We start from the raw sequence: 25,082 nt of genomic DNA, 5'->3' as shown, positions 1-25,082 counted from the left end.
CTCTTTTAATTATACTGGGCCCAACTGCCTCAGGAAAAACTAAACTTGCTGTCAGTGTTGCATATGCATTGGATGGAGAAGTTATTAGTGCAGATAGCAGACAGGTATTTAAAGATATGGATATCGGTACTGGAAAAGATCTGCATGAATACAGTATAGATGGGAAGGAGGTTTCCTTCCTTATCATTTGATTAATATCAGGGAGGCGGGAGAGAACTATAATGTCAACTCATTTAAAGATGATTTTTATAAGGTATTTGAGCAGCTGACTCATCAGCACAAAACTCCAATACTATGTGGCGGAACCGGGATGTATATTCATAGTATATTGCAAAATCATCAGTATACTGCCGTTCCTGTAAACGATGAGCTGAGAATGAGTCTTCCGGCACATAATATTGTAGCATTGCGGGAAATACTGGCTGGTTATCCTGCTGAATTAACGGAGCATGCAGATCTTTCCTCCTCCAAAAGATTAGTCAGGGCTATTGAAATTGCAGAATACTTACAATATCATACTTTAGTGGAAGAGAACCGTCCTGTTATTCAGTCCCTGATTATTGGTCTGGGAGGAGAGGTTGATTCCCGCCGGGAAAGAATCTATAAGAGATTAAATGAGCGTTTTGATAATGGACTAATAGAAGAAGTAGAGGCACTTTTGAAGCGTGGAGTAAAGTAGTGCCGAAATGCTTCTTTTTTATGGTTTGGAGTATAAATTTATCACTGAATATCTCCAGAATAAGCTCAGTTTACCAGACTTAAAAGAGAAATTGTACATCGCAATCCGTCAATTTGCCAAAAGACAAATGACTTTTTTCAGAAAAATGGAAAAAGACGGTATTATGATAAACTGGTTGGATTCGGCTATGGAGCCAGCTCATTTAACCCAAGAGGTTGTCAAATTATATGAAGAATCATTTAAGCGATAAATAGCTGTTACATAAGCGTATCAATGGTTCCTTATTAAAACTGGGAGGATTTGGATTCCTTATTCTGTATGGGAATGCCGGAGTTTTGAAAAACGTCTTCTATACTGTTATTAGGCTTGTTTTCTAGTTTTAAGAAGATACGAATTCTCGTAGTGGCATGCATTTTGTATTTACTCACCCGAATGGTTGATAATAATTGTCAATCGTCAAAACACATGAATAAATATAATATGAAAAAAAATCTACTAAAAATATCTTGCTTCGGCAGTAGCTGCTGTGGCAATATTCTTCACAACGAATGTTAGTGCTCAAAAAATAGGTGTTGGTGCAAATATAGGTATCCCTACAAACAATAATTATAGCGTTGCAGCGGGGATTGATGTACGTGCACAATTTGATGTAACTAAACAATTATCGGTGCCGATCGCAACTGGTTATAATCATTATTTCGCAAAAGACCGTGTTTACAGTAAAGGTGCGGTTAATAATATCGAGATTCCTGATTATGCTTATATCCCGGTAAAAACTGGTTTAAAATATTTCTTTGATCCAACTGGTTCGGGTATTTATGCAATGGGTGAAGTAGGTGCTGCTTTTGGCGTATCTAAAGATTCAAAAACTACTTTCCTTTACGCACCAACTTTAGGTTACTCATGGAGTAATGGTTTAGACTTAGGCCTTAAATACGAGAACACTGGTAAAGGTGATGCATTACGTTTAGCAAATAACTACGATAACAAAAGCGTAGGACAATTGCTTTGCGTATCGCTTACGGTTTCAAACTTTAATCATAAAGAACGGTTTGTTTACGTAAACAGCCTGATTAAATATTTAAAAATGGCGGGTGTCTGAAAGATGCCTGCCATTTTTTTGTATAAGATTTTGTAATCGTATTCAGGTTTTTCTTCTTTACTCCAATTGCTTCAAAGCCTTGTTGATTTGTTCCTGATGCTGTTCTTTTAAGATTTCAATAGGTGGTGCCGCTCTTTCCATGCAATCCATAATGCCGCATCGTTCACAAGTAGTATGAACCGTTTTTACAGGAATAGTCATATCGTTTACAAAAGACATGGCTTGGAGTAGCTTCTGGTCTATCAGTAGTCCGATAGTTACACTTATCATTTCATCTTTTTTTCGTGCTGGTTTTGATATTGAAATACATAAATACCTGTTATGTGTCTGCCAGTACTGAGAGATTTGCGCTTCAACTACCGGATATTTGTATTTTTTACTGTCAACAAGGTCAGCAGTATGGTCTTTAATGAGGTGATTGAAACCCAGCGGCGGCAATAATGTTCATGGGTGGCATTGGCATAAGGATTATGCAATTGAGAAAGATGGAGTTCTTTCGTGATTTCGTAGCTATCTTTCTTCACGTTCCCTGATATGCGTAAAAAGAAAAGCTGGTCAATGCCGAAATGTTTGGGTAAGATATTCGTTAACCGCTGTATCATCATTTCTGGCGTTACGTCATATATTGTGCAGAGATTGAGCCATGCTTTATCATTCCATTTATTTTGCATCATAATGCTTTTTACATCCTCCACAAACTTTTCTTCCTGCATCAGCAGGGCTACTGCAAAATATGATGCCTTAAAATTATTGAGCATCATATCAAATGAATCGCTTTGCTGAATAATCGTTTCATATGGTCTTTCAGTAATGGAGAGGTATTGAAATGCGATCTCCCTTGATAACAGAAATTTCTCTTGGGCAGGGGTCATTCCTTTATTAATATAAAATACCTTGTTCGTCGTATTAGAATAGAAAGAACGCAGACCGTGCAATGCGTCCATTGTGTTCATCTTTTTGCGGTTTACCTGGATATTGATACTATTTAATACTTTTTCTAATACAGGAATATCTATTTGTAAAGTTTCTTCCCAACCGTATTCCTCTCTGAAATTTCTTACTGCATCTTCAATTGCTTCAAAATAATTGTCTTGCAAATCCTGGTAAGATCGCAGTGCCGCATTGTAGAAATTCTCTTTTGATAACTGATAACTTCTCGAAATTTTAAGTAATGTGCTAATAAATGCGGTGACTTTATCGGGCGTATTAGAGAAAAGATCAAGTAAAGCGGCTGGTGTCAGACCGAAATGTTCCCATGGAATAGCATTAATAAAGTCAGAATTGATCAGATCTATAATAGGCTGGAGCTTTTTATTCGCTCTTAATGATACCAGGTAATCATAATCTACGCCCAGTATTTTTGCCAGTGAAAGTATCTTGTCTGCCTTTGGGAATTTTTTACCGGTCTCTATATCATGTACATAGGAAAGTGACATCCCGGTTTGTTCAGCTAACTGCTGATAAGACAGCCCTTTTTCCTGACGAAGAGATTTTACTTTAAGGCCTAAAATGAGGCGTACACTATCATTATTGGTTATCATACTACTAAAGTAGTTAAAATGAGTCAATCAACGAATAAAAAAATATTAGCGAAATATTCGCTAATTGAGAAAAATACGTATATTGTATAAAATTTACAACCATGACATCAAATATGAACCACCCCAAAACATGGTACACTACCCCAGAGGGAATGACCATTAATGCTCCGTACCGGGCAACTTACAAGGAAGTGCTTTCAGAAGAAGCACTGGAATTTATTAAGGCATTGCATCTGCAATTTAATGTACAGCGAAAAGCGCTGTTAGTGGAGAGGGAAATGGTGCAGGAAAAAATTGATGGCGGATGGAAACCTCATTTTCTTTCTGAAACTGCTGCGATCAGAGAAGGTGACTGGAAAATCTCTCCTGTTCCGGACGATATCAGAGATCGCCGGGTTGAAATAACCGGCCCTGTTGAACGCAAAATGATTATCAATGCGATGAACTCTGGCGCCAATATTTTTATGGCTGATTTTGAAGACAGCAATTCACCTAACTGGGATAATGTAGTTGGCGGGCAACTTAATCTGCGTGATGCAATTAACCGCACCATTAGTTTCACAAGTGCAGACAATGGAAAAGAGTATAAATTAAATGATACTACAGCTACCTTATTTGTACGTCCAAGAGGATGGCACCTGGAAGAAAAACATATAGAAATTAATCATGAACCTATCAGTGGAAGTCTGCTGGACTTTGGGCTTTACTTTTTTCATAATGCAAAAACATTGCTTGAAAATGGAAATGGTCCTTATTTCTATTTACCAAAATTAGAAAGCTACCAGGAAGCAAAGTTATGGAACGATGTATTTGTATTTGCACAAGACTATTGCAGAATTGCTCAGAAAAGTATTAAGGCAACGGTATTAGTTGAAACTATTATGGCCCCTTTTCAGCTTGATGAAATATTATATGAATTGAGAGATCATTCTGCTGGAATGAATTGCGGTCGCTGGGATTATATTTTCTCTTTCATTAAGAAATTCAGAAATGTTCCGGGTTACGTTTTTCCGGATCGTGCTCAGGTAAATATGACTGTTCCTTTTATGAGAGCCTATACACAACTGGTAATTAAAACTTGTCATAAACGCGGAGCACATGCAATAGGTGGAATGGCTGCGCAGATAACGATTAAAAATAATGAAGCCGCTAATGAAGCCGCTATCAAAAAGGTGAAAGCTGATAAACTTCGTGAAGTAACAGACGGGCATGATGGTACCTGGGTTGCTCATCCGGGATTAGTTGCTATTGCTAAAGAAATATTTGATGCAGGGATGAAAACACCTAATCAGCTTCATGTAAGCCGTGAAGACTTTGTTTGTACGAAAAATGACTTACTGGAATTACCTGAGGGAACGATTACGGAAGAAGGATTGAGGCAAAACATCAATGTGGGTATTTTATATCTGGAAAACTGGCTTCGTGGTAATGGTGCTGCGGCTATCTATAATTTAATGGAAGACGCAGCTACGGCAGAGATCTGTCGCACACAGGTTTGGCAGTGGGTACACAATAAGGCTAAACTGGATGATGGCAGAGTAATCACACATAGTCTGTACGAAGATTTACGAGATGATGAGATTTGGGAAATAAGAAATATGGTAGGTGCCAAAGCTTATCAGGAAGGGGCATATGTGCAGGCGATCTGCATTTTTAACAGACTCGTTGTTCAGAATAAATGGGTTGACTTTCTTACACTGCCTGCCTACGATCTTATTCTTTCAAATGGTGAAAAGAAGGTATGCACAGAAGGGGAGGTGGAACTGCAAAAAGCTGAGCAAGTATCTGTATCTGCTGAAAGATAAAATACGGAGATAAGCATCCTAATCAATAGTGACCAGAGCAATTTAAAATACTTAAAACATTTAATGAAAAATAGTACAACATTATCACAAACAACCAGATAAAAACCAATGTAAACCTTAAAAGAACAATCATCATGGCAACAGAACCTAAAGCAGCACAGCTATTTACCGAATGGCAGACCAACCCAAGGTGGGCTGGTATTAATCGTCCTTATACCGCAGAAGAAGTTTTGAAACTGCGCAGCAAAGTGGAAATCGAATATTCCCTTGCCAAAAAAGGTGCGGAAAAACTATGGGTAAAACTAAATTCGCAATCTTATGTGGCTGCGTTGGGTGCTTTAACGGGCAACCAGGCGGTTCAGGAAGTTGCGGCAGGATTAGAATCTATTTATTTAAGCGGCTGGCAGGTAGCTGCCGATGCGAATTCATCAGGTACAATGTACCCTGATCAGTCACTTTATCCGGTTAATTCTGTTCCGGATGTAGTAAAACGTATCAATAATGCGTTTTTACGCTGTGAGCAGATTGATTCTGTCAATGGCGATAACACAAAACTGACTGGATATGGCTCCAATTGTTGCTGATGCAGAAGCGGGCTTTGGCGGCAATTTGAATGCATTTGAATTGATGAAAGCGATGATCGAAGCGGGTGCAGCAGGTGTTCATTTTGAAGATCAGTTATCTTCTGCTAAAAAATGCGGGCATTTGGGTGGAAAGGTTTTAGTACCCACTCAGGAGGCCATCAATAAATTAGTAGCGGCGAGACTTGCAGCTGATGTAATGAATGTTGCTACGCTGATTATTGCCCGGACAGACGCAGAAGCGGCTAACCTGATTACTTCGGATGTGGATATAAGAGATAGGGAGTTTATTACTGGTGAAAGAACAAATGAAGGGTTTTATACCGTGAGAAATGGGCTGGAACAATGTATTTCACGTGGTATTTCTTATGCTCCTTATGCAGATATGATCTGGATGGAAACTTCTCATCCTGACCTGTCGGTTGCCAAAGAATTTGCAGAAGCTATTCATGCAGTATATCCAGGTAAAATGTTAGCGTATAAGCGTATAACTGTTCACCTTCATTTAACTGGAGCAAACATTTGAGTGAAAAGCAGATTGAAACCTTCAGGGAAGACCTGGCAGCATTAGGTTATAAATTCCAGTTTATTACTTTAGCAGGGTTCCATGCATTGAATACTTCTATGTTTGAACTGTCGCATGCCTATAAACAAACTGGAATGGCTGGTTTCTCTCAATTACAGCAAAGAGAATTTGCTTTGCAGGAACACGGATTTAAAGCAGTGAAACACCAGAGTTTTGTAGGAACCGGTTATTTTGATTGTGTACAAAACACGGTGCAGCAAGGCACTGCTTCTACGATAGCAATGAAAGATAGTACTGAAACTGCCCAGTTTCACTAATTATAATTTTTTTAAATGAGGGATATAATCAAATAAGGGTGTCCATACTTCGTAGGACACCCTTATATATTTAATTCAGACCATTGTCTCTTGAAGACTATTCTTCCTCTTTTTCTTCGAGTTTAGCTTCTTTGTTTCTTTTTAGAGTAATAATTGGTTTATCCTGTGTACCGGTAATGGTTAAAGGAATACCAATCAAGCCAAATGGCGGCAAACCTAATCTTCCGCTCATGTTCAGGCGGCCATCAAAACTAACCTGTCCTTCGAAACGTGGTCTGAACCCCGCAATACGCATCTTAAATCTTTCTATAGTAATGATATTCTTATTGATAATAGATTTAATCTCTACATCCTTTAATTCAGGGTTATTCAGACTATCTCTGCGGGTTGCTTTACTGACTGCATTCATCATCTTAAATCCGCTTAAGCTAACTTTCTTTAATGATAATACACCAGCACCTTTTAATGAAGGATATACAGGCATCATATCCTGGTTCAGTTTACCCGTTAACTGGTAATCTAATCCTACAACGCCTTTTACTTTTGATGCCGAAGTTGCCAGTGTTCTGAAGATTTTAATTTCCTTGTACGCTTTGGCAATATCAAATTCTTTAGCGGTAATATGATAATCAAATGTGGCCGATTTTAGGTGTTATACTTTTATAAGTAGCATCCATATTCACGGCAGCATCAATCAGGTTGAAACTGGTTTGGTTTAATGTTAATGTACCATCCTTTAAAATTACATTACCTTTTGCATTTTTGATCTGCAAGTCATTATAGTAGACCGTTCCAGCGTCGGCTGATAAAGTTACGTCCAGATTTGCAGGAATAAGAATCACACCGTTGCTGCCCGCAGGAGCACCAGGTATTGGTTTAGGTGAATTATAAACCATTAACTCATCTGCAAAAATGCGCTTGCTTTGAAAGTTGAAGTTTCCTGTCAGCTTTGCATTTGGTTTAAGTACATAGTTAATGATATTACCAAGCTGACCATCCATAGTGAAATCTGATTTTCCATAGCTAGCTTTGAATTTATCAAATTTCATATTATCCTGTGCAAAAGAGAAGACACCATTTTTGATTAAAAATGCTTTTGGGAAGAGGTCTGATTGCAAGTTAATATTGTTAACGATCATACGGCCCCTGTTATTTAGCTTTTGATAATTCCCAGCAGTTGCATCGCTTTGTAAACCTTTTAATGAGAGGTCTGTAAATATTGTCCCATTTATATTATAGCCTTTAATTGCAAAGAATTGATACATTTTGCCAATATCTATAGTTCCTTTCGAGGTGATATTATAGGATACATTTTCAAAATTTCTGACAGCTGCTTTGAGCATGAAAGGCTGTCCTGCCATAATGAAAGAGATCGGTTTGATATTAACTTGTGTACCCCTTAAGGTTCCATCTCTGTTTGTCAAAGTCCCATCCACAACAATTTGCTCTAATGGCTGATCAAAATGAGCCGTCTTAATACGTCCGTTTGCGAGTTTGAATATGGCCTCTGTTACCGGGAAAGTCTTTCTTGCTTTATTATATACACCCTTGCTTCGCAAGTCCATATTGAGCTCTCCATTCAATTCCAGATCTTTTAATGGATAGAATTTCTTGATTTCGGCAAGATTGATCATCGATTTTAGTTTTACATCAATTGCCATATTACCAGGTTGTATTTTGGCTGACCCTCTGATGTAATTGCTTAATGCTTGTAAATTAATATCTGTGATGTCCAGTTGCGTGTGTTTGTAATTTCCATCACTGTTATGTCCACCTATGTTGAAATTGATTTTCTCAATGGAAGCATTCAGAGAAGGGTATTTAAAATAACCACCACGCAGAGAAGACTTTAATGTGAATTTAGGGATAACGTTAACGGTGTCTACCTGTCTTATACCGCTTCTGACTACCTTTTTGGTAAATTGGCCGTCTGCTTTGAGATCGATGGTATAAACGCCTTTTAAATTGCTGATATCAAATATTTTACTCCATTTAGTTAAATCTATCGATCCTCTTGTATTGATATAGACTTTGGTTTTTTTTTTTTAGCCATTTAGTTTAACTACAGAGTTTACATAATCTTTCCCCATATTAAAATGCAGGCTATCCATATCTATATATAAGCTGTCTGGGTTTAAGCTGGGCAATTTCATGTGCAAATTCAGATATAGATTGCTGATCGCTTCGGGAGCCTTTGGGTTATTGATGTGGCCATCACGTACCTTGATATTAAATGATAGGGTAGGCATGATCTTTTGTTTTGCCAGATATTTTCCTATTAAGGAAGCATTGATCTCAGCATAACCTTTAATCGTTGTTTTTTGCATCCTGTTTGCAATTGATGGAGGCAACACGGTGAAAATATTATGCAGGTCGGTTTCTTTAGCTGCAGTCTTAAAATTGATATCATAACCATCCTTAAGGAATGAAAATTTACCTACAAAAAGGATTGGTAAGGTGTTTATTTTTAAGTCATTTTCATTGAACATCAGATCGAGCGAGTTGGTATTGATTTTGGTAACCAATTTCGCATCTATCTTTTTATGCAGCAGGTAAGGAGAGTTATTATAGTATAAATCAAGTGTGTCGATTTTGGCATTGCTTTTTAAATCGAAAATCGCTTCGCTCAGGTCACCATTACCAGTATAATTCATCCTCTGGCGCTAACTTTCATTGGAATTGAGTTGTCATTATAAACCAGGTTACTTTTATTAATGAAAATTCCTTCGATTTTTATTGCAGTAGAACTGCTTTCTGAAGAATTTTGCGGGTTAGGATTACTTTTGTAGACATTGTAATTTGCATTTCCCTTCTCATCTACCTGGATATTGATATTGGCCTGATCTAAGAAAATCTGGTCAATCTTTACCTGTTTTGAAAAAATAGTACTCAGGTTCAAACGGAAAGATAACTGTTTTGCATGGATCAAAGTTTCTTTCTCAAATGGAGCTGAACCCTTTAGTGTGAAGTTATTGAGGCTTAACGTTAAAGATGGGAAGTGTTTAAAAAAGGAGAGGCTGGTACTTTCAAATTCAGCTTTTCCATTGATATTTTGATTGATCCGGTTTTCTATTTCTTTAGAAATCGTATTGGGTATAATATAAGGGACTAGTAATATCAGCAGAATTAAGGAGCCAATGCTTATTCCTCCTGTGATTTTGAGAGTGCTTTTTTCAATTGGTAGGTGATAAGATGTGTATGTACTGCAAAGATATATTTTATTTATTATTTCATTAATGAATGAATATTCACTTATATTTGTTGAATCATTTATTAATTATGCGCGCAAGAGATATAGAGAAAGAATGCCTGGTCAAAAAAACGGCAATTGAAATCATAGGGAAAGGTGGTTTTGATAGCTTTAGTATGAATAAGCTAGCCAAAGCTTGTGGTATTTCCGTAGCCACACTTTATATTTATTACAAGGATAAGGATGATCTTATTTCACATTTGGCTGCAGAACACGGCAAACTGATGGGAGAGTCAATGCTGCGAAATTTTGATACTGAGGCATCATTTGAAGATGGGTTGCGCGTTCAATGGGAGAATCGGTATCGTTACCTGATTGATAACCCGACGCTTAGTGGGTTTCATGAAAAGCTTAGAGCTTCGATCTACCAGGAACAATTTCTAAACACTTTCATGAAAGATGCTTTTTAGCACCATTTGAGCGATTTAACAAAAATATCGTCTCTCGTGGCGAAGTCGAAGAAATGCATTTTGAAGTATTCTGGTCAATCGCTTTTGCGCCGTTATACTCTTTGGTTAAATTTAACAATGACGGGCAAAGTCTGGGAGGGAGGCCCTTTAAAATGAATGATAAGATGTTATGGCAAGCTTTTGACTTTGTGGTAAAAGCGCTAAAAAAATGAATTTATAACCATTTAATAAGAATGAAAAAATGGAAAACTTCAACCATATCCTGCTTTTTAAAACAGATATCAAATCTGAAGAGGATAGACGGGCTTTGCAGCCCTTATTAGACGAAAACAAAAATATTGAACAATGGAATGTGGACCTCAATGATGAAGACTATGTTTTGAGAATTATCTCGTATAGTTTAAAACATCAGCAGATTATTGAATTGGTTCAGGATCATGGCTATATGTGCTGTGAATTAACTTAATTATATGGAAACAAAGGAAATTATACCTTTTACTGGCTATCAAAAGATCGTAATCTTTATTTTAGCAATGACTCAATTTACTGTTATACTTGACTTTATGGTCATGTCTCCTCTGGGGGATATGCTGATTAAGTCATTAAGTATGAAACCGTCATCTTTTGGGATTGCGGTTTCTGCTTATGCTTTTAGTGCAGGTATTTCTGGTTTATTAACAGCAGGTTTTGCTGATCGTTTTGATCGTAAAAAACTGCTTTTATTCTTTTATACTGGTTTCATTGTAGGAACCTTTTTATGCAGTTTAGCCAATTCTTTTGAGCTATTGGTGGCTGCGCGTATTATTACTGGTTTATTTGGCGGAGTAATCAGTTCGATTTCTATGGCCATTATTACGGATCTTTTTAGTTTACAGCAAAGAGGAAGGGTAATGGGATTTATACAAATGGGGTTTGGTGCAAGCCAGGTATTGGGCATTCCAATAGGTTTGTATATCGCTAACAAATGGGGCTGGGAATCTCCTTTTGTTATGGTAGCGGAGTAGCGTTAATTATCGCAGCTTTAATTGTCACGGTTTTAAAACCGATTAATAAACATCTTGGTTTACAGCGTGACAAGTCTGCATTTAAGCACCTTTGGCATACAGTATCAAAACAAAATTACAGGGTGGGCTTTGCTGCAACGGCAGCACTTTCTATAGGCGGTTTTATGATGATGCCTTTTGGAAGTGTATTTGCTGTTAATAACCTGCATGTTACGGCCGAAGAATTGCCTTTGTTGTTTATGATTTCAGGAGTGAGTTCATTGGTAATTATGCCATTAATCGGTCGCTTAAGTGATACTGTGAGTAAATTCAAAATCTTCAGTATTGCTTCAATATGGACAATGATTATTTGTGTTGCCTATACTAATTTGTCAGCGACACCATTCTGGATTGTAATTGGTCTTAATGTCTTGATGATGATTGGGATAATGAGCAGAATGGTTCCTTCTTCTGCACTTACCAGTGCAATTCCTGATATGGAAGACAGAGGTGCATTTATGAGTATTAATTCTTCTATGCAACAAATAGCGGGCGGTATAGCTGCTGCGGTATCAGGTATGATCGTGGTTCAGAAAACTAAATTCAGTCCTATAGAACATTATGATACAGTTGGATTTGTTGTAGTGGCGGTTACTTTAATCAGTATTTTTCTGATGTACAGGGTAAATCAACTGGCTAAAAAGAAACCTGCTCAGGCTCCTTTGGTTGAAAAACCAGAGTTGGTAACGGCAGAGTTCTAGTCAAACAGAATTATCATCTTGTAAATTATATCAATAGAAAAAAAGGGGTTTATCTTAAATGATAAACCCCTTTTCTATTGATATAACCCGTTCTGTAATAAGCTGGCAGCTAAGCTGATTTGTTCGGGACTTCTGATCTGAGAAATTATTTTTAACTTCTAACACCCGATTTATCGATCATATTGTTAAATACACCATTGATCAATTGGTTCATCTCCTTCTGTTTATAGCCATTTGTTAGCTTGTTAAGCTCGCCTAAAACATATAAGCTTAATCTTGTATTCTGTAAATAAGTCCGTTGAAATTCGGGGGTAAGGGTACATACATAAGTGAATTCCTGCGCAAGAAAATCAGATGTTTCTTTAGTCAGTTGATTAGCTTCTTTTATGTGATTCAGTGCATATAAATTCTGAATCGTACTAATTCTGTTCACTGTGTCTCTGACAGAATAGTTTGTTAATGGCAAGTCTCTTAAACACTTCTGCATCAAATGAGTTGCCTGAGCTGGTTTGCCTTCAATAATCAGGTTAGCTGCCAGTGTATTATTAAATCCCCAGGTAGAAAATACGATCCTTTTGGATTCAGGATCTAAATATGAGGCTTTATTAAACGCTGAATAATCTATTTTATTCATCACATTTGCATACATCACATCCGAATTGGTTTTCTCGCTTTTATCTCTTACATCATCTGCTCCGGTTTTAAAAGGTAATAAACGGTAGGCGTAACCTTCCAGGTAAAGATATTTATCAAGTCCCTGCATAAGTATCATCTGATACTGTAGTGGCAAAATATATCGGGCGTTCCCAATTATTGTGGATCAGAATATCAAATAAAGCTAAATCACCTTTACTGACGTATGATTTATTAAAACTCCATTCCATCTCTTTTGCTACATTTGCTTTTTGAGCGGAGGTAATGGTATGTGTTTTAACAAGTTGTTCAGAATCTACGGTTAGTTTTAATTTCTTAGCAGGCATGAAATTCATAAATGTTCCATCATTCATCTGTACCTGGTCTTCTTTATTGTCAGACGTCATTACAGCAAACAGATCTTTCAGTTCGACACTATCAGTTAATCCGTAATCTACATAAGGAAGATAATCCCTGACACCGGAAACATATTTTTCCTCGCCCATTGTGATCGGTAATGGTGCAGATTTATTTACTTGTTTTTTCAATTGATTGATAAATGAAGCGTCAGGTAAAAACTGCATACAAATTACTCTTACATCTGTTCTGAAACCTTCAACTTCCTGTGCATACCAAAGTGGAAAAGTATCATTATCCGCGTTAGTAAAAAGAATAGCGTTTGGAGCACAGGAGTTCAAGTAATTTTTTGCCCAGTCTGTAGCAGTATGTTTCTGTGAGCGATTATGGTCATCCCATCCTTGTATCCCCATTAATACCGGAACAGCCAGTAATGATATTCCTGTAGCTATGATCAGGCTCAGCTTTTGTTGTGCAATTTTTGATAGCAATTCTTTTAAAGCCAGAACCCCGAAACCTATACAAATCGCAAAGGCATAGAATGAACCAGCATAGGCATAATCTCTTTCTCTGGGCTGTAATGGATCTTGATTAAGATAAAGAATGATCGCTATTCCGGTGAAGAAAAACAAAGTAAGCACAACAATTCCATCTGTTTTATTTCTACGGTATAACCAGATCAGGCCAGCAATTCCAAGAATCAACGGAAAACCATAATAAACGTTATGCGCTGCATTGGTCGTTATAGTTGCCGGAAGATCGGACTGGTTTCCCAAACGCATGGCATCCAGTGGTTTTATACCTGAAATCCAGTTGCCATTATCTATACCTCCATTACCTTGAACATCGTTCTGTCTGCCCACAAAATTCCAGAAGAAATAACGCCAGTACATAAAGCCTAATTGCCATGAAGTGAAAAAGCTCAGGTTTTGAGTAAAAGTTGGTGTTTGTCCTTCACTGAGATTTAGCCACTGCTGATAATATTGAGCATGTCCCGTTTTCTGACTGAATGTCCTTGGAAAAAAAAGGTTTTTATCATAGGTGGTTTTATAGGTTTTTCCAGATATCTCATATTTTGCGGCTCCCTTGCGGTATGTATTCCCGGTTTCCTTGTTTTCTACTGTTTTAGCATCAAAAGTATTACCGTATATCAATGGGGTAGATCCGTAATTTGTCCTTCCCAGGTATTCATAAAGAGAAAAAGGCTGATCTGGATTACTTAAATTGATATTGGTTTTTGCATCAGCCCTGATCAGGATCATTAGATAGGAGCTGAAACCAAATAGAACGAATGTCAGGCAGAGCAAACCCATGTTCAGATTGTATCTGCGTTTGCGTATCGAGTAATTTATCGCCCAGCATATTCCTGCGGCAAAAATTAAAACAAAGGATATTGCGCCTGAGCCAAAGAAAAGGCCAAAAGTATTGACAAACAATATATCGGCTTTTGCTGCAAAAAGAACAAAGTATTGGATCAGGACGAACTGAACAATGCCAACAATCACACAGCCAATCAGGAAGGCTTTAATCGTACCTGCAATTCCTGGTTTTGCTGCTTTTTTAAAGTAATAAACTAAGGTCACGGCAGGAATGGTCAGCAGGCTCAGTAAATGTACACCGATAGAAAGGCCTACGATAAAAGAGATGAAGACCAGCCAGCGGTTATTGGTGTCACTTTCCCATTTGAGGATAGCCCAGAAAGTCACTGCTGTAAATAAAGAAGAAAGGGCATAAACTTCTGATTCTACTGCAGAGAACCAAAAAAAGTATCAGAGAAAGTATAGGCTAATGCGCCTATGGCCCCGGCAGCTATAATACTGAGAGTCTTAGTTCCGATTTTCTCTCTTCTATAAACTTTGGCTGCAAGAGCTGTGATAGTCCAGAAAAGAAACATGATCGTTGTTGCACTGGCAAGGACTGCACTGAAATTAATCCAGTAGGCAATTTGAGCTGTGTTTCCCATCGCAAGCATGCTGAATAATTTGCCAATCATCAAAAAAAGTGGTGCGCCGGGCTGGTGTCCAACCTGTAGTCTGTTAGCGGTAGCAATGAATTCCCCGCAGTCATAAAAACTTGCGGTAGGTTCCATTGTCAACAAGTAGGTGAGCAGGGCGATGCCAAAAAGCCCAAAACCAGCAATCGTATTGATCTTTTGATATTTCTTTTTTTTTTTCCGGGTTATTAATAAGGTCGCTGAATTCTGTATGGATGAGTTTGCGCACATCAGTCATATTGAATTTAGTGGAAGCCGGTTTTTGTTCCAGGGAAGTAATGAGATGATCATATAATTCATCAAGTGTATCTTCCGTAAGTGATAAACCCAGAAGATGCTGACGTATTTCTAAATGCTGTTGCGTGGTTAGTTTCATGAGAGTTTAGATTTTAGGTTAAGCAGTAATTGCAGATTCCCAATAAAACTCTCAGCTTCTTGTAGTTTATTCTCTACTTCTTTTTTTTTACCCGCCGTGGTGAGGGCGTAATATTTACGTACTCTGTTGTCGACTAGTTCTGTACTCGTAGATAACATCCCGTCAGCCTCCATCTTGTGCAGGCTGGGGTACATTGCACCTTCAGTAAGTTTAATTTCTCCACTGGTGATTTCTTTCACCTTCTGTGTGATTTCATAACCATACATTTTATCATTTTCCTGAAGGAGTTTCAAAATGATAGTTTGCAGGCTGCCTTTTAACATTCCGTTTGCTGTACTCATAATACAAATATATAATTTTCTTATATACATAGGAAAATTATGTATGTTGATTTTTTTTTAGCTGTTTAACACTCGTTTAGCGAGTTTTGTAAAAGAACGGGTAGAAAGGCAGCCTTTTTTAGAGCAGATAACTACTTTACTTTGGTATATATTTCTATAATTTCCTGATTGATATTAAGGCTATCAATTTTCTCTATACCCTTTTGTATTATCGTGTCATTTTTCAAAGTCAGTGTGAATTTGAAATCTCTGTTCTCCCATTCACGCGCGTTACAATAATCTAAATGTTCCCGGTATTGATCACCTTTGAGAGAATAAGTTCCAGCACCAGAGCCATATACAGGGGTAGGGAGGGCTCCTTTTACTAAATCGTGTTTGAAAAAGGCAAAGTGTGTTCCATTGAATAACTTAATCATTTCCAGTCCTTTTACCGGATAGGTAACTTCTGTTTTTGTACCTGTAGTAACTTTACTGGAAACAAGTTTCCAGGTACCGGTAATTGACTCGTTAGTTAATTCTGTTGGAGATAAAGGGATAGTTGCAGACTTGTCTTTGCAGGCGATCAGGCGATCAAGCTTGTTAGTCCTGCGAGAAGTAATAATTGAAATTTCATGTTTTTGTTTAAGGGTTAATTTTTGTTTAAGAAGTGTTTAATTGATTGGTTAAATCAAATACAATTTAGTAAATCTAATTGTATAATAGGAGCTTAAATTAAACCAGATGTTATAGTGGGTGTTTTTACTTAGATAATTGTTACAATTATTGCGTAGTTCTACTCTTGTATGCCTAAACTTATATCTGGTATTTTTATAGGAAACAGGTATGAATGTTATGAGAAGAAAGCTAACATTAGTTGAAGGAACTATGTATAGTGATGGACAAACTGCAGCAAATGCTGTTGTCGCAGTTAAAATTAAAGGGAGTATTGATGTGGATGTATTACATGCCGTGCTTTTGAAAGTACAGGCCCGGCACCCTTTACTGAGCGTTAATGTCCTGGAAGATGAAGGTGGTATCCCTTATTTTATTACAGATGAAAATATTGGTCAGATACCAGTTCGTGTTTCCAATCGATATCTGATGATGATTGATTGAAAAAGGAAACAACTTTTGAATGTCTTACTCCATTTAATGTGAAAAATGGTCCGCTGATGCGGGTTGTTTATCTGAAATCTCCTTCAGCATCAGACTTGATTATGATTTGCCATCATTGTATATGTGATGGGAGAGCTATACTGAATCTTCTTGATGAAACTTTGAGTTTACTTGCACAGCCCCAAATGGAAATAGGTACTTATAATTCATTCACTTCACTGCATGATTTTATTCCTGATGCAATAAGACTTAGTAAAGCAAATCTATTCATGGTCTTCGCTGTTAAGAAGTTAACAAAACTGATATTATTGGCCATGTTTTCGAAAAAAGAGATTAAAAGAGTAAAACCTTATTTATTTCACTGGAAATTAGATCAGGAAGAGTCTGCGACGATTTGCAGGAAATGTAAGGAAGAAGCAATTTCTATACATGCTGTATTAAGTGTTATATTTTTACAAGCATTCAATAGTATTGAAACTATCTATCAAATCATACAGCAAGCTCTACTGTGCTGTGGATATGCGGAAATTTGTTCCGGAAATAAAAAACAATATGTTATTTGCTTTTCCAGTGACGATTGGGTTAAGCCTTAGAAAAGGCAGTAAAATTGGTTTCTGGGATCAGGCCCGTCAGTTTAAAGATGATTTGGTACTGGAAATCAGCAAAACTAATGTCAACAGAATATTTATGCTTAGTGATTGTCTTTCATCATCGTTACCTAAGCTCACAAAATATGCTAAAGCAGATGCTAAGGGGCATGATTTTACTTTTTCAAATATGGGTTGTGTCAGTATTAAAGAAAAATATGGTGCTATTGAGGTGGAGAGATTATATTCACCCGTAACGATATTCCCTTTTGGGAATCCCTCAACAATATTTGCCTCTGCTTTTAGAGGACAGCTTGATTTTATAATTACTTCTGATGAATATTTTTAAAGTATGATGATGCTGTAGCAGTCAAAGAGAAAGCTATGGAACTTTTTGGAACTTTTAAAAGAGTGATTAATGTGCCAGAAATGCAGCTGAATTAATGATGCAGAACAAGTTCGCAATCTACCATAACTTCTTGGTATTCTGTTGTCTCTGTTTTTTGGTCAATTAATTTTAAAAGTAATTTAATTGCATTTTCACCCATTGATTCGGGATTTTCTTCAATGGATGCTAACGGTGGATTATCCAGATATCTGATAAATGGCATATTACCAAAGCCAATAAATTCGGTCTGATCCATTTTTTCGTATTTATTGGAACGAAGGTATTTCATGGTGTCAAATAAGATCTGTTCTTTAAAAGCTACTAATGCGGTAGGTGGATTTTCGCTATTGTAAAATAGCTCTTTAATTGCATTGTTGGTATTTGTCTGATCAAAATCGGTATAGGCTACCAGGCTGGCATCAAAAGGAATGTTGCTGTCATTCAGTGCGTTGATATAGCCTTTGAACCTGTCATGTGTAAAGCTGATCATTTTTGGGCCACCAAGATAAGCCACTCTTTTGATGCCCGCGTTTGATTAAAAAATCAGTTGCTTTATAACAACCCTGATAGGTATTGCTTAATACTTTGTGACAGCTTAGATTAAAACTTGGGTTTCTGCCATAATATATAATAGGGAGCCCAAGGTTTTCGAACATATCTAAATGATCAAAATTCTGTGTGTTTTTGGATATAGCAATAATTAAACCATCGATGCGGCTTTTTAGCAACATATTAGCCAGATCAATTTCCTTTTTCAAGTCATCATAAGATTGACCAATGATGACATTGTAACCATATTGCCTTGCATATTGCTCGATTCCAAAAATGCTCCTTGTAAAGTAATGATCCATTAAATCGGGTAAAATGATACCAATTGTATATGATTTCTGGATCTGCAGATTAAGCGCCGATTTGTTTGGCGTAAAATGTAATTCTGCGGCCATCTGCTTTACCCGTTCTTTGGTATAGGCATTGATCGTAGGGTAGTCGTTAAGTGCTTTGGATACGGTGGATATAGAGATTTTTAGCTTTTGGGCCAAAAGTTTTAGTGTGACTGGTGTTTTTGTACTCATTAGGTTAGTTAACGATCCTCTAAATGTAAAGATAATAAACTATATCAAACGTTTGATATGTGTCATTAAGCTGTTTTTTAATAAGAGTTTAATAATTAAAATCTATTCGTGAAGGTTAATTATTAAATAAATCTGATATTGAATAATATCTGAAAGGCTATTAAAAGGGGTATAGAACCTGATTTATTTCAAACGTTTGAAATGTAGAATCAAACGTTTGACAGACTATTGATATAGATTCCATACCAGATATGCCTTTGGCCTTTTATAAATTGCGATAACGTATAAAGGATTTTTAAAATAATTTTATTGGAAAGATTTGAATAATGAATGTAGTAGAAAAATCAGTTATGTATAAAATGACCCAGACGATGCGCTGGTTTGGCCCAAATGATCCGGTGAGTTTGTCTGACATTTTACAGGCAGGCTGCAGTGGTATTGTCAGTGCTTTACATCATATTCCCAATGGAGTAGTGTGGGAGGTTGAGGATATCAAAAAGCATAAACAATTAATAGAAAATGCAGGTTTGAACTGGGATGTAGTAGAAAGTTTACCAGTACATGAAGCTATTAAAACACGTGTTGGAAATTTTGAGCGTTATATTGATAATTATAAAAAAAAATCATAGAAAAAATCTTGCTGCTTGTGGTATAACTACAGTTACTTATAATTTTATGCCTGTTTTAGACTGGACACGTACTAATCTGGCTTTTGAATTACCAAATGGGGCTAAAGCATTGAAATTTGAAAAGGCAGCTGTATGTGCCTTTGATGTTTTTATCTTAAAAAGACCTGATGCATCAGCTTCATATACCAAAGAGGAAATTGTAAGAGGTAAATTGTGGTTTGATCAGGCTGATGATGACCAAAAAACTTTATTACAGCGTAATATCATCGCTGGGTTGCCAGGGAGTGAAGAAAGCTTTACACTGGAACAATTTCAGTTAGCCTAGATCAGTATCAGGGAATTGATGAAGAAAAATTAAGTGATCATCTGATCCATTTCCTTTCAGAAATTATGCCGGTAGCAGATGCATGCGGGGTTAAAATGGTAGTTCATCCTGATGATCCGCCTTATGCGATTTTTGGCTTGCCTCGCGTAGTCAGCACTGCTCATCATTTACGGAAAATATTTTCGGCCGTGCCATCTTTCAATAATGGCTTATGCTTCTGTACAGGTTCATTTGGTGTGCGTAAGGATAATGACCTTCCGGAAATGATCAGGGAATTTGCAGCACGTATTAATTTTATACATCTGCGCAGTACTAAAAGAAATTCAGCCGGTGACTTTTTTGAAGATAACCATTTAGAAGGGGATGTCGATATGTATCAGGTGGTTAAAGAAATCTTTAATCAGCAGCAGCGAAGACAGCTTAGTATACCTGTCCGTCCTGATCATGGACATCAGATGCTGGAAGATTTGCGCAAGAAAACCAATCCTGGTTATTCAGCTATCGGCCGGTTAAAGGGTTTGGCAGAATTGAGAGGGCTTGAATTTGGTATTCTTAACGAATACTTATTAAAGAATAAATAGAAAGATAAGAAATAACAATAACCTGTTTTAATCAGGTTTTGAAAGATACTTTGTTTTAACCAAATATTAAACGGAAAACTAAAGATATGACGGAAGGTACTATCATTACTGATGATTTTTTATTGACTAATAAAAAGGCTGTTTTGCTCTACCATGAATATGCAAAACACTTGCCTGTTATTGATTTTCATAATCATTTATCACCTTCGCAAATTGCAGAAGATAAGAAATTTGTCAATCTTACCGACATCTGGCTAAAGGGTGATCATTATAAATGGAGAGCTATGCGGGCATTGGGTGTAGATGAAAATCTGATTACCGGCAGTGCAGATGATTATGAAAAGTTTAAAGCCTGGGCAGGTGTTGTACCAGCTACCTTAAGGAATCCATTGTTCCACTGGACACACATGGAACTTAAAAATCCATTTGGCATTAAAGAATACTTAAATTCAGATTCAGCAGGTAGAATTTATGAGCAGGCAAATGAGCTTCTAAGCCAGAATGAATTTTCATCACGTGGTTTATTGAAAAAGTTTAAAGTTGAAATGCTGAGTACAACAGATGATCCATGTGATGATTTAATTAATCATCAGCGCCTAAACAAGGAGGAGTTTGAGATTAAGGTGAAACCTTCGTTCAGACCAGACAAGGTTTTTGCAATCAGCAGGCCGGATTCATTTAAAGCCTACCTTCAGTTACTGGCCGAAAAATCAGGAGTTGAGATTACGGATCTTCCTTCTCTTGTTGAAGCTTTAAAAAAGAGGGTGGATTTTTTTGCACTACATCATTGTTCTATATCTGATCACGGTTTAAGTACTTTGCCAGCCCGGTTTATTTTAAGTCCTCAGGAGGAACAGGAATTCAAAGTGTTTTTGAAATCTGATCAGGCGGTGTTTTCTAACCCGGATGCTTTTATCGGATTTGTTTTAACTGAACTTTGTAAAATGTACCATAAAAAGGGCTGGGTACAGCAATTTCATATTGGTGCAATCAGGAATAATAATAAAGGAATGCTTCATAAATTAGGTCCTGATACTGGTTATGATTCTATTGGGGATTATAAACATGCTGAGAATTTAACAGCATTCTTAAATCACCTGAGTTTAACGGATCAGCTGGCACAAACGGTTGTTTATAATCTGAATCCGGCTGATAATGAAGTTATTGCAACCATGTTAGGTAATTTTGCTGATGGAAGGGTAAAGGGGAAAATGCAATTTGGATCTGGCTGGTGGTTTTTAGATCAGAAAGATGGTATAGAAAAGCAGTTGAATGCTTTGTCAAATATGGGTGTAATCAGTTCATTTATTGGAATGCTTACTGATTCGCGCAGCTTTTTATCTTACTCTCGTCACGAGTATTTCAGAAGAATATTATGTAATCTTTTTGGCTCAGAAATGGTGATGGGTTTATTGCCGATGATGAAGAATGGGTAGGGAAAATGATACAGGATATCTGTTATTATAATGCTAAAAAAAAACTATTTCGGATTAAATCACGACTAATCAAATTATATGTCAGTAGAAAATATGTTCACCTTAAAAGGTAAAGTTATTATAGTGACCGGAGGAACCGGGATTTTGGGTGGTGCATTTGTGAATGCAGTGGCCGAAGCAGGAGCTTCGGTAGGTATTTTGGGCAGAAATGCTCAGGTTGCCCGGGAGCGTGCAGATGCGATCAATAAGGCTGGAGGGAATGCTTTGGCACTTGTAGCTGATGTGATGGATGAAAGTCAGTTGCTGAAATGCAGGTCGCAGGTACTGGATCATTTTGGAAAGATCGATGGCCTGGTAAATGCTGCGGGTGGTAATCAGCCTGAAGGCGTTTTAAAACCAGAAGAGGACATTTTTAAAATGAATCTGGAGGGAATGAAAAAAGTAATGGACCTGAATTTATGGGGTACTATTATTCCTTCACAGGTATTTGGTGCTGCTATTGCTGAAACAGGTAAAGGTAGTATTGTGAATATTTCTTCAATGAATTCAAAAAGAGCTATTACAAAAGTTCTGGGTTATAACATGGGGAAAGCAGCTGTGGATTACTATAATCAATGGTTTGCTGTTGAAATGGCTAATCGTTATGGCGATCGGCTCAGAATGAATGCTATTGCACCAGGTTTTTTCCTCACAGAACAAAATCGTGATTTATTAACTAAACCTGATGGTGGTTACACAGACAGGGGCGGTTTAGTGATTACGCAAACTCCTTTTAAGCGTTTCGGTCATCCGGATGAGTTAAAAGGTGCATTGGTATGGCTTTTAAGTGATGCTTCTCAATTTGTTACTGGTGCAATGATCTGCGTGGACGGAGGTTTCTCTGTTTTCGGAGGCGTCTGATAAACTATAATCAACCTAAACCAAACCAAATATAATGAACGAAAACAAAGTGGGTAATTACCGCTGGACAATCTGTGCGCTGCTTTTTTTTGCTACAACAGTAAATTATCTTGACAGACAGGTTCTAAGTCTTTTACATACCAGGCTTGAAGCAGAATTTAACTGGACAAACAGTGATTATGCAAATATTACCTCTGCCTTCCAATTGGTGTATGCTATTTCAATGCTCTTTGCGGGTAGAATTGTTGACCGTCTGGGGACAAAATGGGGATATGCGGTAGCCTTGATTATATGGTGTTTAGGGGCTATTCTACATGCAAAAGCTATCTTTTTAGGAGCAGGATTATCTGCTACACTGGCGGTATTAGGTATAACAGGGATTTCTGTTTCTGTAGTCGGATTTATGTGTGCGAGAGCTGTATTAGCATTTGGTGAATCGGGAAATTTTCCTGCTGCGATTAAAGCTACAGCCGAATATTTTCCAAAAAAGGAGCGGTCACTGGCTACTGGTATTTTCAATTCCGGTGCTAATGTAGGTGCTATTCTGGCTCCATTAACTGTTCCATGGATTGCTGAGGAATGGGGTTGGGAATCGGCATTTATGATTATTGGTGCAATTGGTTTTATATGGCTGTTTTTTTGGTTCATATTTTATGAGAGGCCTGAGCTTCAGAAACGTTTGGGTAAAGCTGAACTGGAATATATCCAGTTTGATCCGGATGAACAACCGGCCGTGCCGGATACCGAAAATCTGCCTGCTGATGAAAAAGTATCCTGGTTTAAGCTTTTAGGATATAAGCAAACCTGGGCATTTACTTTTGGAAAGTTCATGACAGATGGTGTATGGTGGTTTTTTCTATTCTGGCTGCCTTCTTATCTGAAAGTTCAGTACGGAATGGACAATACTGATATTATGGTTCCTTTGGCCGTGTTGTATAGTATGACAATGATTGGAAGCATTGGTGGTGGCTGGTTCCCGATGTATTTTATGAAAAAGGGATATACGCCTTATGATGGACGGATGAAAGCGATGTTCATTATTGCTCTTTTTCCTCTGGTAGTATTGCTTGCACAGCCATTTGGACATATTAGTGTTTGGGTGCCCGTGATTTTAATTGGAATTGGTGCTTCAGCGCATCAGGCCTGGTCTGCCAATATATTTACAACGGTTTCAGATATGTTTCCTAAAAAATGTATTGGTTCTGTAATTGGTATTGGAAGTATGGCTGGTGGTTTAGGTGGAGTATTTATGTCCAAACTAGGTGGTGGTCTTTTTGATTATTATAAGTCATTGGGACATATCCAGACGGGTTATACGATTATGTTTACGATTTGTGCGGTAACTTATATTGTAGCCTGGGTAGTTATGAAATTCTTAGTTCCCAAATATAAGGTGATTACAGATTTGTAATTTAACGTAAATAATTCCCTGATTTTAATTAAATTAGGGATATGAATGCTGGTGTAATTGATTAGTAGTCAGCTGAATTGTCGATATTTTTGTTTTCATATTTATTTTAGAGAAAAAATGAAAGAAGTAATCAAATCAGATCAGGAAAATCCGTTAAGCTCGCTTGACCAGTGGGAAGATGATTTATTAGAGCGTTATCCAGACCCAAATACAATTTCTCAGGAAAAAGACGTGGCCGAATTCAGAAACTATGAAACTCCTGAAAAAGCATCGGTAAAGGAATTTTACAGGTTGCAGCATATCAACCAGACTTTTGATTTTGTTCAGCAGAAAAGAGCTGATTATTTGAAGTTCGATAAGATGGAGATGTCCGTTTGGGAGGCTTTTGATTTCCTGAATAAGCTGGTGGATGATTCAGACCCGGATACTGATCTTGATCAGTTTCAACATCTGCTGCAAACCAGTGAAGCAATCCGGAGTCAGGGACATCCTGACTGGATGGTATTGGTTGGTCTTTTTCATGACATGGGAAAAGTATTATGCCTGTTTGGTGAGCCGCAATGGGCGGTAGTTGGAGATAGTTATCCTGTGGGTTGCGCGTTTTCTGACAAGATTGTTTTTTCTGAATTTTTTGCTGAAAACCCGGATGTAAATAATCCATTATACAACAATACAAATATGGTATTTATGAACCTAATTGTGGTTTAGATAAGGTGATAATGACCTGGGGACATGATGAATATGTCTACCATTTATTGAAAGATTATCTGCCGGAACAAGGTCTGTATATGCTTCGTTATCATTCGTTTTATCCTCAGCACCGTGAAAATGCCTACGAACATTTAATGAATGACCATGATAAGGAAATGTTCAAATGGGTAAACCTGTTTAATCCATTCGATCTTTATTCTAAAAGTCCGTTTCCGCCAGATTGGAAAGAACTGAAGCCTTATTATGAGGCGCTTGTTGCTAAATACTTGCCTGCAAAATTGCGGTTTTAAG

36 protein-coding genes and 1 pseudogene are annotated in these 25,082 nt (G+C 37.3%); 23 read left to right on the top strand and 14 right to left on the bottom strand.

Features of this window, described 5'->3' with window-relative positions:
- Nucleotides 1–8 precede the first annotated feature (8 nt).
- From ACWYN3_RS13485 to ACWYN3_RS13470, 4 genes are all read left to right on the top strand, one after another.
- Nucleotides 9–191, top strand: a complete 183-nt coding sequence (locus tag ACWYN3_RS13485; protein WP_456222999.1) for an isopentenyl transferase family protein — start codon at nt 9–11, stop codon at nt 189–191.
- Nucleotides 188–679 carry a hypothetical protein gene (locus ACWYN3_RS13480; RefSeq protein ID WP_456221611.1) on the top strand — a complete coding sequence of 164 codons (492 nt, stop codon included), beginning with the start codon at nt 188–190 and terminating at the stop codon, nt 677–679. The genes ACWYN3_RS13485 and ACWYN3_RS13480 overlap by 4 nt, the downstream gene beginning before the upstream one ends.
- Nucleotides 680–686: 7 nt before the next feature.
- Entirely contained in the window at nt 687–929 is a 243-nt protein-coding gene (locus ACWYN3_RS13475; RefSeq protein WP_456221610.1) for a hypothetical protein, read from the top strand.
- A 276-nt stretch (nt 930–1,205) separates the two neighbouring features.
- Nucleotides 1,206–1,781, top strand: coding sequence for a hypothetical protein (locus ACWYN3_RS13470; RefSeq protein ID WP_456221609.1), 576 nt, complete (start codon nt 1,206–1,208; stop codon nt 1,779–1,781).
- A gap of 57 nt (nt 1,782–1,838) precedes the next feature.
- Here ACWYN3_RS13470 and ACWYN3_RS13465 read toward each other — a convergent pair whose 3' ends face one another.
- Both ACWYN3_RS13465 and ACWYN3_RS13460 read right to left on the bottom strand, forming a co-directional pair.
- Nucleotides 1,839–2,051, bottom strand: coding sequence for a hypothetical protein (locus ACWYN3_RS13465; protein ID WP_456221608.1), 213 nt, complete (start codon nt 2,049–2,051; stop codon nt 1,839–1,841).
- An 86-nt stretch (nt 2,052–2,137) separates the two neighbouring features.
- Complete coding sequence (locus ACWYN3_RS13460; RefSeq protein ID WP_456221607.1) at nt 2,138–3,322, bottom strand: helix-turn-helix domain-containing protein; 1,185 nt, start codon at nt 3,320–3,322, stop codon at nt 2,138–2,140.
- 113 nt (nt 3,323–3,435) lie between these two features.
- Between ACWYN3_RS13460 and aceB the strand changes: the two genes are divergently transcribed.
- The 4 genes from aceB to ACWYN3_RS13440 all read left to right on the top strand — a co-directional run bounded on the left by aceB (nt 3,436) and on the right by ACWYN3_RS13440 (nt 6,551).
- Entirely contained in the window at nt 3,436–5,127 is a 1,692-nt protein-coding gene (aceB, locus tag ACWYN3_RS13455; protein ID WP_456221606.1) for a malate synthase A, read from the top strand.
- Nucleotides 5,128–5,261: 134 nt separating this feature from the next.
- Nucleotides 5,262–5,711 carry a hypothetical protein gene (locus ACWYN3_RS13450; RefSeq protein ID WP_456221605.1) on the top strand — a complete coding sequence of 150 codons (450 nt, stop codon included), beginning with the start codon at nt 5,262–5,264 and terminating at the stop codon, nt 5,709–5,711.
- A complete protein-coding gene (locus ACWYN3_RS13445; protein WP_456221604.1) occupies nt 5,692–6,234 on the top strand; it encodes an isocitrate lyase/phosphoenolpyruvate mutase family protein in 543 nt (180 codons plus the stop codon). Before ACWYN3_RS13450 ends, ACWYN3_RS13445 begins: the two co-directional genes overlap by 20 nt.
- Complete coding sequence (locus ACWYN3_RS13440; RefSeq protein ID WP_456221603.1) at nt 6,231–6,551, top strand: hypothetical protein; 321 nt, start codon at nt 6,231–6,233, stop codon at nt 6,549–6,551. Before ACWYN3_RS13445 ends, ACWYN3_RS13440 begins: the two co-directional genes overlap by 4 nt.
- A 97-nt stretch (nt 6,552–6,648) precedes the next feature.
- Here the strand turns inward: ACWYN3_RS13440 and ACWYN3_RS13435 are convergent, their stop codons facing one another.
- The 4 genes from ACWYN3_RS13435 to ACWYN3_RS13420 all read right to left on the bottom strand — a co-directional run bounded on the left by ACWYN3_RS13435 (nt 6,649) and on the right by ACWYN3_RS13420 (nt 9,708).
- The gene (locus ACWYN3_RS13435; protein WP_456221602.1) at nt 6,649–7,038 is read right to left on the bottom strand and encodes a hypothetical protein; all 390 of its coding nucleotides are present in this window, start codon (nt 7,036–7,038) and stop codon (nt 6,649–6,651) included.
- Nucleotides 7,039–7,180: 142 nt separating this feature from the next.
- Nucleotides 7,181–8,212 carry a hypothetical protein gene (locus ACWYN3_RS13430; protein WP_456221601.1) on the bottom strand — a complete coding sequence of 344 codons (1,032 nt, stop codon included), beginning with the start codon at nt 8,210–8,212 and terminating at the stop codon, nt 7,181–7,183.
- 384 nt (nt 8,213–8,596) lie between these two features.
- The gene (locus ACWYN3_RS13425) at nt 8,597–9,205 is read right to left on the bottom strand and encodes a hypothetical protein (RefSeq protein ID WP_456221600.1); all 609 of its coding nucleotides are present in this window, start codon (nt 9,203–9,205) and stop codon (nt 8,597–8,599) included.
- Nucleotides 9,202–9,708 (bottom strand): AsmA family protein, encoded by a 507-nt coding sequence (locus tag ACWYN3_RS13420; protein ID WP_456222998.1) that lies wholly within the window; start codon nt 9,706–9,708, stop codon nt 9,202–9,204. Before ACWYN3_RS13420 ends, ACWYN3_RS13425 begins: the two co-directional genes overlap by 4 nt.
- A 122-nt stretch (nt 9,709–9,830) precedes the next feature.
- Between ACWYN3_RS13420 and ACWYN3_RS13415 the strand changes: the two genes are divergently transcribed.
- From ACWYN3_RS13415 to ACWYN3_RS13395, 5 genes are read left to right on the top strand one after another with little or no spacing between them, the layout of a single operon-like run.
- A complete protein-coding gene (locus tag ACWYN3_RS13415; RefSeq protein WP_456221599.1) occupies nt 9,831–10,211 on the top strand; it encodes a TetR/AcrR family transcriptional regulator in 381 nt (126 codons plus the stop codon).
- 53 nt (nt 10,212–10,264) lie between these two features.
- Entirely contained in the window at nt 10,265–10,423 is a 159-nt protein-coding gene (locus ACWYN3_RS13410; protein ID WP_456221598.1) for a hypothetical protein, read from the top strand.
- A gap of 29 nt (nt 10,424–10,452) precedes the next feature.
- Nucleotides 10,453–10,677, top strand: a complete 225-nt coding sequence (locus ACWYN3_RS13405; RefSeq protein ID WP_456221597.1) for a hypothetical protein — start codon at nt 10,453–10,455, stop codon at nt 10,675–10,677.
- Between the two features lie 4 nt (nt 10,678–10,681).
- A complete protein-coding gene (locus ACWYN3_RS13400; protein ID WP_456221596.1) occupies nt 10,682–11,215 on the top strand; it encodes an MFS transporter in 534 nt (177 codons plus the stop codon).
- Nucleotides 11,176–11,955, top strand: coding sequence for an MFS transporter (locus ACWYN3_RS13395; RefSeq protein ID WP_456221595.1), 780 nt, complete (start codon nt 11,176–11,178; stop codon nt 11,953–11,955). The genes ACWYN3_RS13400 and ACWYN3_RS13395 overlap by 40 nt, the downstream gene beginning before the upstream one ends.
- A 151-nt stretch (nt 11,956–12,106) precedes the next feature.
- Here the strand turns inward: ACWYN3_RS13395 and ACWYN3_RS13390 are convergent, their stop codons facing one another.
- The 6 genes from ACWYN3_RS13390 to ACWYN3_RS13365 all read right to left on the bottom strand — a co-directional run bounded on the left by ACWYN3_RS13390 (nt 12,107) and on the right by ACWYN3_RS13365 (nt 16,071).
- Nucleotides 12,107–12,727 carry a hypothetical protein gene (locus tag ACWYN3_RS13390; protein ID WP_456221594.1) on the bottom strand — a complete coding sequence of 207 codons (621 nt, stop codon included), beginning with the start codon at nt 12,725–12,727 and terminating at the stop codon, nt 12,107–12,109.
- On the bottom strand, nt 12,705–14,651 hold the full coding sequence (locus tag ACWYN3_RS13385) for a protein O-mannosyl-transferase family (protein ID WP_456221593.1): 1,947 nt from the start codon (nt 14,649–14,651) through the stop codon (nt 12,705–12,707). The genes ACWYN3_RS13390 and ACWYN3_RS13385 overlap by 23 nt, the downstream gene beginning before the upstream one ends.
- A gap of 38 nt (nt 14,652–14,689) precedes the next feature.
- The gene (locus ACWYN3_RS13380; RefSeq protein WP_456221592.1) at nt 14,690–15,034 is read right to left on the bottom strand and encodes a glycosyltransferase family 117 protein; all 345 of its coding nucleotides are present in this window, start codon (nt 15,032–15,034) and stop codon (nt 14,690–14,692) included.
- Complete coding sequence (locus ACWYN3_RS13375) at nt 15,009–15,314, bottom strand: hypothetical protein (protein WP_456221591.1); 306 nt, start codon at nt 15,312–15,314, stop codon at nt 15,009–15,011. Before ACWYN3_RS13375 ends, ACWYN3_RS13380 begins: the two co-directional genes overlap by 26 nt.
- Nucleotides 15,311–15,655: a PadR family transcriptional regulator gene (locus ACWYN3_RS13370; RefSeq protein ID WP_456221590.1), complete on the bottom strand. Its 345-nt coding sequence runs from the start codon at nt 15,653–15,655 to the stop codon at nt 15,311–15,313. Before ACWYN3_RS13370 ends, ACWYN3_RS13375 begins: the two co-directional genes overlap by 4 nt.
- Before the next feature lie 131 nt (nt 15,656–15,786).
- Nucleotides 15,787–16,071: a hypothetical protein gene (locus tag ACWYN3_RS13365; RefSeq protein WP_456221589.1), complete on the bottom strand. Its 285-nt coding sequence runs from the start codon at nt 16,069–16,071 to the stop codon at nt 15,787–15,789.
- 415 nt (nt 16,072–16,486) lie between these two features.
- Between ACWYN3_RS13365 and ACWYN3_RS13360 the strand changes: the two genes are divergently transcribed.
- From ACWYN3_RS13360 to ACWYN3_RS13350, 3 genes are read left to right on the top strand one after another with little or no spacing between them, the layout of a single operon-like run.
- The gene (locus ACWYN3_RS13360; protein ID WP_456221588.1) at nt 16,487–16,750 is read left to right on the top strand and encodes a hypothetical protein; all 264 of its coding nucleotides are present in this window, start codon (nt 16,487–16,489) and stop codon (nt 16,748–16,750) included.
- The gene (locus tag ACWYN3_RS13355; protein ID WP_456221587.1) at nt 16,747–17,343 is read left to right on the top strand and encodes a hypothetical protein; all 597 of its coding nucleotides are present in this window, start codon (nt 16,747–16,749) and stop codon (nt 17,341–17,343) included. Before ACWYN3_RS13360 ends, ACWYN3_RS13355 begins: the two co-directional genes overlap by 4 nt.
- Entirely contained in the window at nt 17,303–17,686 is a 384-nt protein-coding gene (locus ACWYN3_RS13350; RefSeq protein ID WP_456221586.1) for a hypothetical protein, read from the top strand. The genes ACWYN3_RS13355 and ACWYN3_RS13350 overlap by 41 nt, the downstream gene beginning before the upstream one ends.
- 91 nt (nt 17,687–17,777) lie before the next feature.
- Here the strand turns inward: ACWYN3_RS13350 and ACWYN3_RS13345 are convergent, their stop codons facing one another.
- Nucleotides 17,778–18,215 carry a substrate-binding domain-containing protein gene (locus tag ACWYN3_RS13345; RefSeq protein ID WP_456221585.1) on the bottom strand — a complete coding sequence of 146 codons (438 nt, stop codon included), beginning with the start codon at nt 18,213–18,215 and terminating at the stop codon, nt 17,778–17,780.
- Entirely contained in the window at nt 18,196–18,798 is a 603-nt protein-coding gene (locus ACWYN3_RS13340) for a LacI family DNA-binding transcriptional regulator (RefSeq protein WP_456221584.1), read from the bottom strand. The genes ACWYN3_RS13345 and ACWYN3_RS13340 overlap by 20 nt, the downstream gene beginning before the upstream one ends.
- 326 nt (nt 18,799–19,124) lie before the next feature.
- On the opposite strand from ACWYN3_RS13340, the gene ACWYN3_RS13335 reads away from it, so the two are divergent.
- The 7 genes and pseudogenes from ACWYN3_RS13335 (at nt 19,125) to ACWYN3_RS13305 (ending at nt 25,081) form a co-directional block, all read left to right on the top strand.
- Nucleotides 19,125–19,427, top strand: a complete 303-nt coding sequence (locus tag ACWYN3_RS13335; RefSeq protein ID WP_456221583.1) for a mannonate dehydratase — start codon at nt 19,125–19,127, stop codon at nt 19,425–19,427.
- Nucleotides 19,360–20,333 (top strand): annotated as a pseudogene (gene uxuA, locus ACWYN3_RS13330) (mannonate dehydratase). The gene ACWYN3_RS13335 and the pseudogene uxuA overlap by 68 nt, the downstream one beginning before the upstream one ends.
- 86 nt (nt 20,334–20,419) lie before the next feature.
- Nucleotides 20,420–21,769 carry a glucuronate isomerase gene (uxaC, locus tag ACWYN3_RS13325; protein ID WP_456221582.1) on the top strand — a complete coding sequence of 450 codons (1,350 nt, stop codon included), beginning with the start codon at nt 20,420–20,422 and terminating at the stop codon, nt 21,767–21,769.
- Nucleotides 21,770–21,847: 78 nt separating this feature from the next.
- On the top strand, nt 21,848–22,669 hold the full coding sequence (locus ACWYN3_RS13320; protein ID WP_456221581.1) for an SDR family oxidoreductase: 822 nt from the start codon (nt 21,848–21,850) through the stop codon (nt 22,667–22,669).
- 34 nt (nt 22,670–22,703) lie between these two features.
- Entirely contained in the window at nt 22,704–24,080 is a 1,377-nt protein-coding gene (locus ACWYN3_RS13315; RefSeq protein ID WP_456221580.1) for an MFS transporter, read from the top strand.
- 117 nt (nt 24,081–24,197) lie between these two features.
- A complete protein-coding gene (locus ACWYN3_RS13310; protein WP_456221579.1) occupies nt 24,198–24,788 on the top strand; it encodes an inositol oxygenase family protein in 591 nt (196 codons plus the stop codon).
- 11 nt (nt 24,789–24,799) lie between these two features.
- Nucleotides 24,800–25,081, top strand: a complete 282-nt coding sequence (locus tag ACWYN3_RS13305; RefSeq protein WP_456221578.1) for an inositol oxygenase family protein — start codon at nt 24,800–24,802, stop codon at nt 25,079–25,081.
- Nucleotide 25,082: the final 1 nt, after the last annotated feature.

This window comes from Pedobacter sp. NJ-S-72, assembly GCF_053890575.1.
This window is presented reverse-complemented; position numbering and strand designations above follow the sequence as displayed.

Excerpts from the sequence above, each read along its gene's own strand:
- ACWYN3_RS13475 (WP_456221610.1), top strand. The coding sequence starts at position 687 with ATGCTTCTTTTTTATGGTTTGGAGTATAAATTTATCACTGAATATCTC.
- ACWYN3_RS13465 (WP_456221608.1), bottom strand. The coding sequence starts at position 2,051 with ATGATAAGTGTAACTATCGGACTACTGATAGACCAGAAGCTACTCCAA.
- ACWYN3_RS13460 (WP_456221607.1), bottom strand. The coding sequence starts at position 3,322 with ATGATAACCAATAATGATAGTGTACGCCTCATTTTAGGCCTTAAAGTA.
- aceB (WP_456221606.1), top strand. The coding sequence starts at position 3,436 with ATGAACCACCCCAAAACATGGTACACTACCCCAGAGGGAATGACCATT.
- ACWYN3_RS13450 (WP_456221605.1), top strand. The coding sequence starts at position 5,262 with ATGGCAACAGAACCTAAAGCAGCACAGCTATTTACCGAATGGCAGACC.
- ACWYN3_RS13445 (WP_456221604.1), top strand. The coding sequence starts at position 5,692 with ATGGCTCCAATTGTTGCTGATGCAGAAGCGGGCTTTGGCGGCAATTTG.
- ACWYN3_RS13435 (WP_456221602.1), bottom strand. The coding sequence starts at position 7,038 with ATGATGCCTGTATATCCTTCATTAAAAGGTGCTGGTGTATTATCATTA.
- ACWYN3_RS13430 (WP_456221601.1), bottom strand. The coding sequence starts at position 8,212 with ATGGCAATTGATGTAAAACTAAAATCGATGATCAATCTTGCCGAAATC.
- ACWYN3_RS13425 (WP_456221600.1), bottom strand. The coding sequence starts at position 9,205 with ATGAATTATACTGGTAATGGTGACCTGAGCGAAGCGATTTTCGATTTA.
- ACWYN3_RS13415 (WP_456221599.1), top strand. The coding sequence starts at position 9,831 with ATGCGCGCAAGAGATATAGAGAAAGAATGCCTGGTCAAAAAAACGGCA.
- ACWYN3_RS13410 (WP_456221598.1), top strand. The coding sequence starts at position 10,265 with ATGCATTTTGAAGTATTCTGGTCAATCGCTTTTGCGCCGTTATACTCT.
- ACWYN3_RS13405 (WP_456221597.1), top strand. The coding sequence starts at position 10,453 with ATGGAAAACTTCAACCATATCCTGCTTTTTAAAACAGATATCAAATCT.
- ACWYN3_RS13400 (WP_456221596.1), top strand. The coding sequence starts at position 10,682 with ATGGAAACAAAGGAAATTATACCTTTTACTGGCTATCAAAAGATCGTA.
- ACWYN3_RS13395 (WP_456221595.1), top strand. The coding sequence starts at position 11,176 with ATGGGGCTGGGAATCTCCTTTTGTTATGGTAGCGGAGTAGCGTTAATT.
- ACWYN3_RS13390 (WP_456221594.1), bottom strand. The coding sequence starts at position 12,727 with ATGATACTTATGCAGGGACTTGATAAATATCTTTACCTGGAAGGTTAC.
- ACWYN3_RS13380 (WP_456221592.1), bottom strand. The coding sequence starts at position 15,034 with ATGGAACCTACCGCAAGTTTTTATGACTGCGGGGAATTCATTGCTACC.
- ACWYN3_RS13375 (WP_456221591.1), bottom strand. The coding sequence starts at position 15,314 with ATGAAACTAACCACGCAACAGCATTTAGAAATACGTCAGCATCTTCTG.
- ACWYN3_RS13370 (WP_456221590.1), bottom strand. The coding sequence starts at position 15,655 with ATGAGTACAGCAAACGGAATGTTAAAAGGCAGCCTGCAAACTATCATT.
- ACWYN3_RS13365 (WP_456221589.1), bottom strand. The coding sequence starts at position 16,071 with ATGATTAAGTTATTCAATGGAACACACTTTGCCTTTTTCAAACACGAT.
- ACWYN3_RS13360 (WP_456221588.1), top strand. The coding sequence starts at position 16,487 with ATGAGAAGAAAGCTAACATTAGTTGAAGGAACTATGTATAGTGATGGA.
- ACWYN3_RS13350 (WP_456221586.1), top strand. The coding sequence starts at position 17,303 with ATGTTATTTGCTTTTCCAGTGACGATTGGGTTAAGCCTTAGAAAAGGC.
- ACWYN3_RS13345 (WP_456221585.1), bottom strand. The coding sequence starts at position 18,215 with ATGATCAGCTTTACACATGACAGGTTCAAAGGCTATATCAACGCACTG.
- ACWYN3_RS13340 (WP_456221584.1), bottom strand. The coding sequence starts at position 18,798 with ATGAGTACAAAAACACCAGTCACACTAAAACTTTTGGCCCAAAAGCTA.
- ACWYN3_RS13335 (WP_456221583.1), top strand. The coding sequence starts at position 19,125 with ATGAATGTAGTAGAAAAATCAGTTATGTATAAAATGACCCAGACGATG.
- uxaC (WP_456221582.1), top strand. The coding sequence starts at position 20,420 with ATGACGGAAGGTACTATCATTACTGATGATTTTTTATTGACTAATAAA.
- ACWYN3_RS13320 (WP_456221581.1), top strand. The coding sequence starts at position 21,848 with ATGTCAGTAGAAAATATGTTCACCTTAAAAGGTAAAGTTATTATAGTG.
- ACWYN3_RS13315 (WP_456221580.1), top strand. The coding sequence starts at position 22,704 with ATGAACGAAAACAAAGTGGGTAATTACCGCTGGACAATCTGTGCGCTG.
- ACWYN3_RS13310 (WP_456221579.1), top strand. The coding sequence starts at position 24,198 with ATGAAAGAAGTAATCAAATCAGATCAGGAAAATCCGTTAAGCTCGCTT.
- ACWYN3_RS13305 (WP_456221578.1), top strand. The coding sequence starts at position 24,800 with ATGACCTGGGGACATGATGAATATGTCTACCATTTATTGAAAGATTAT.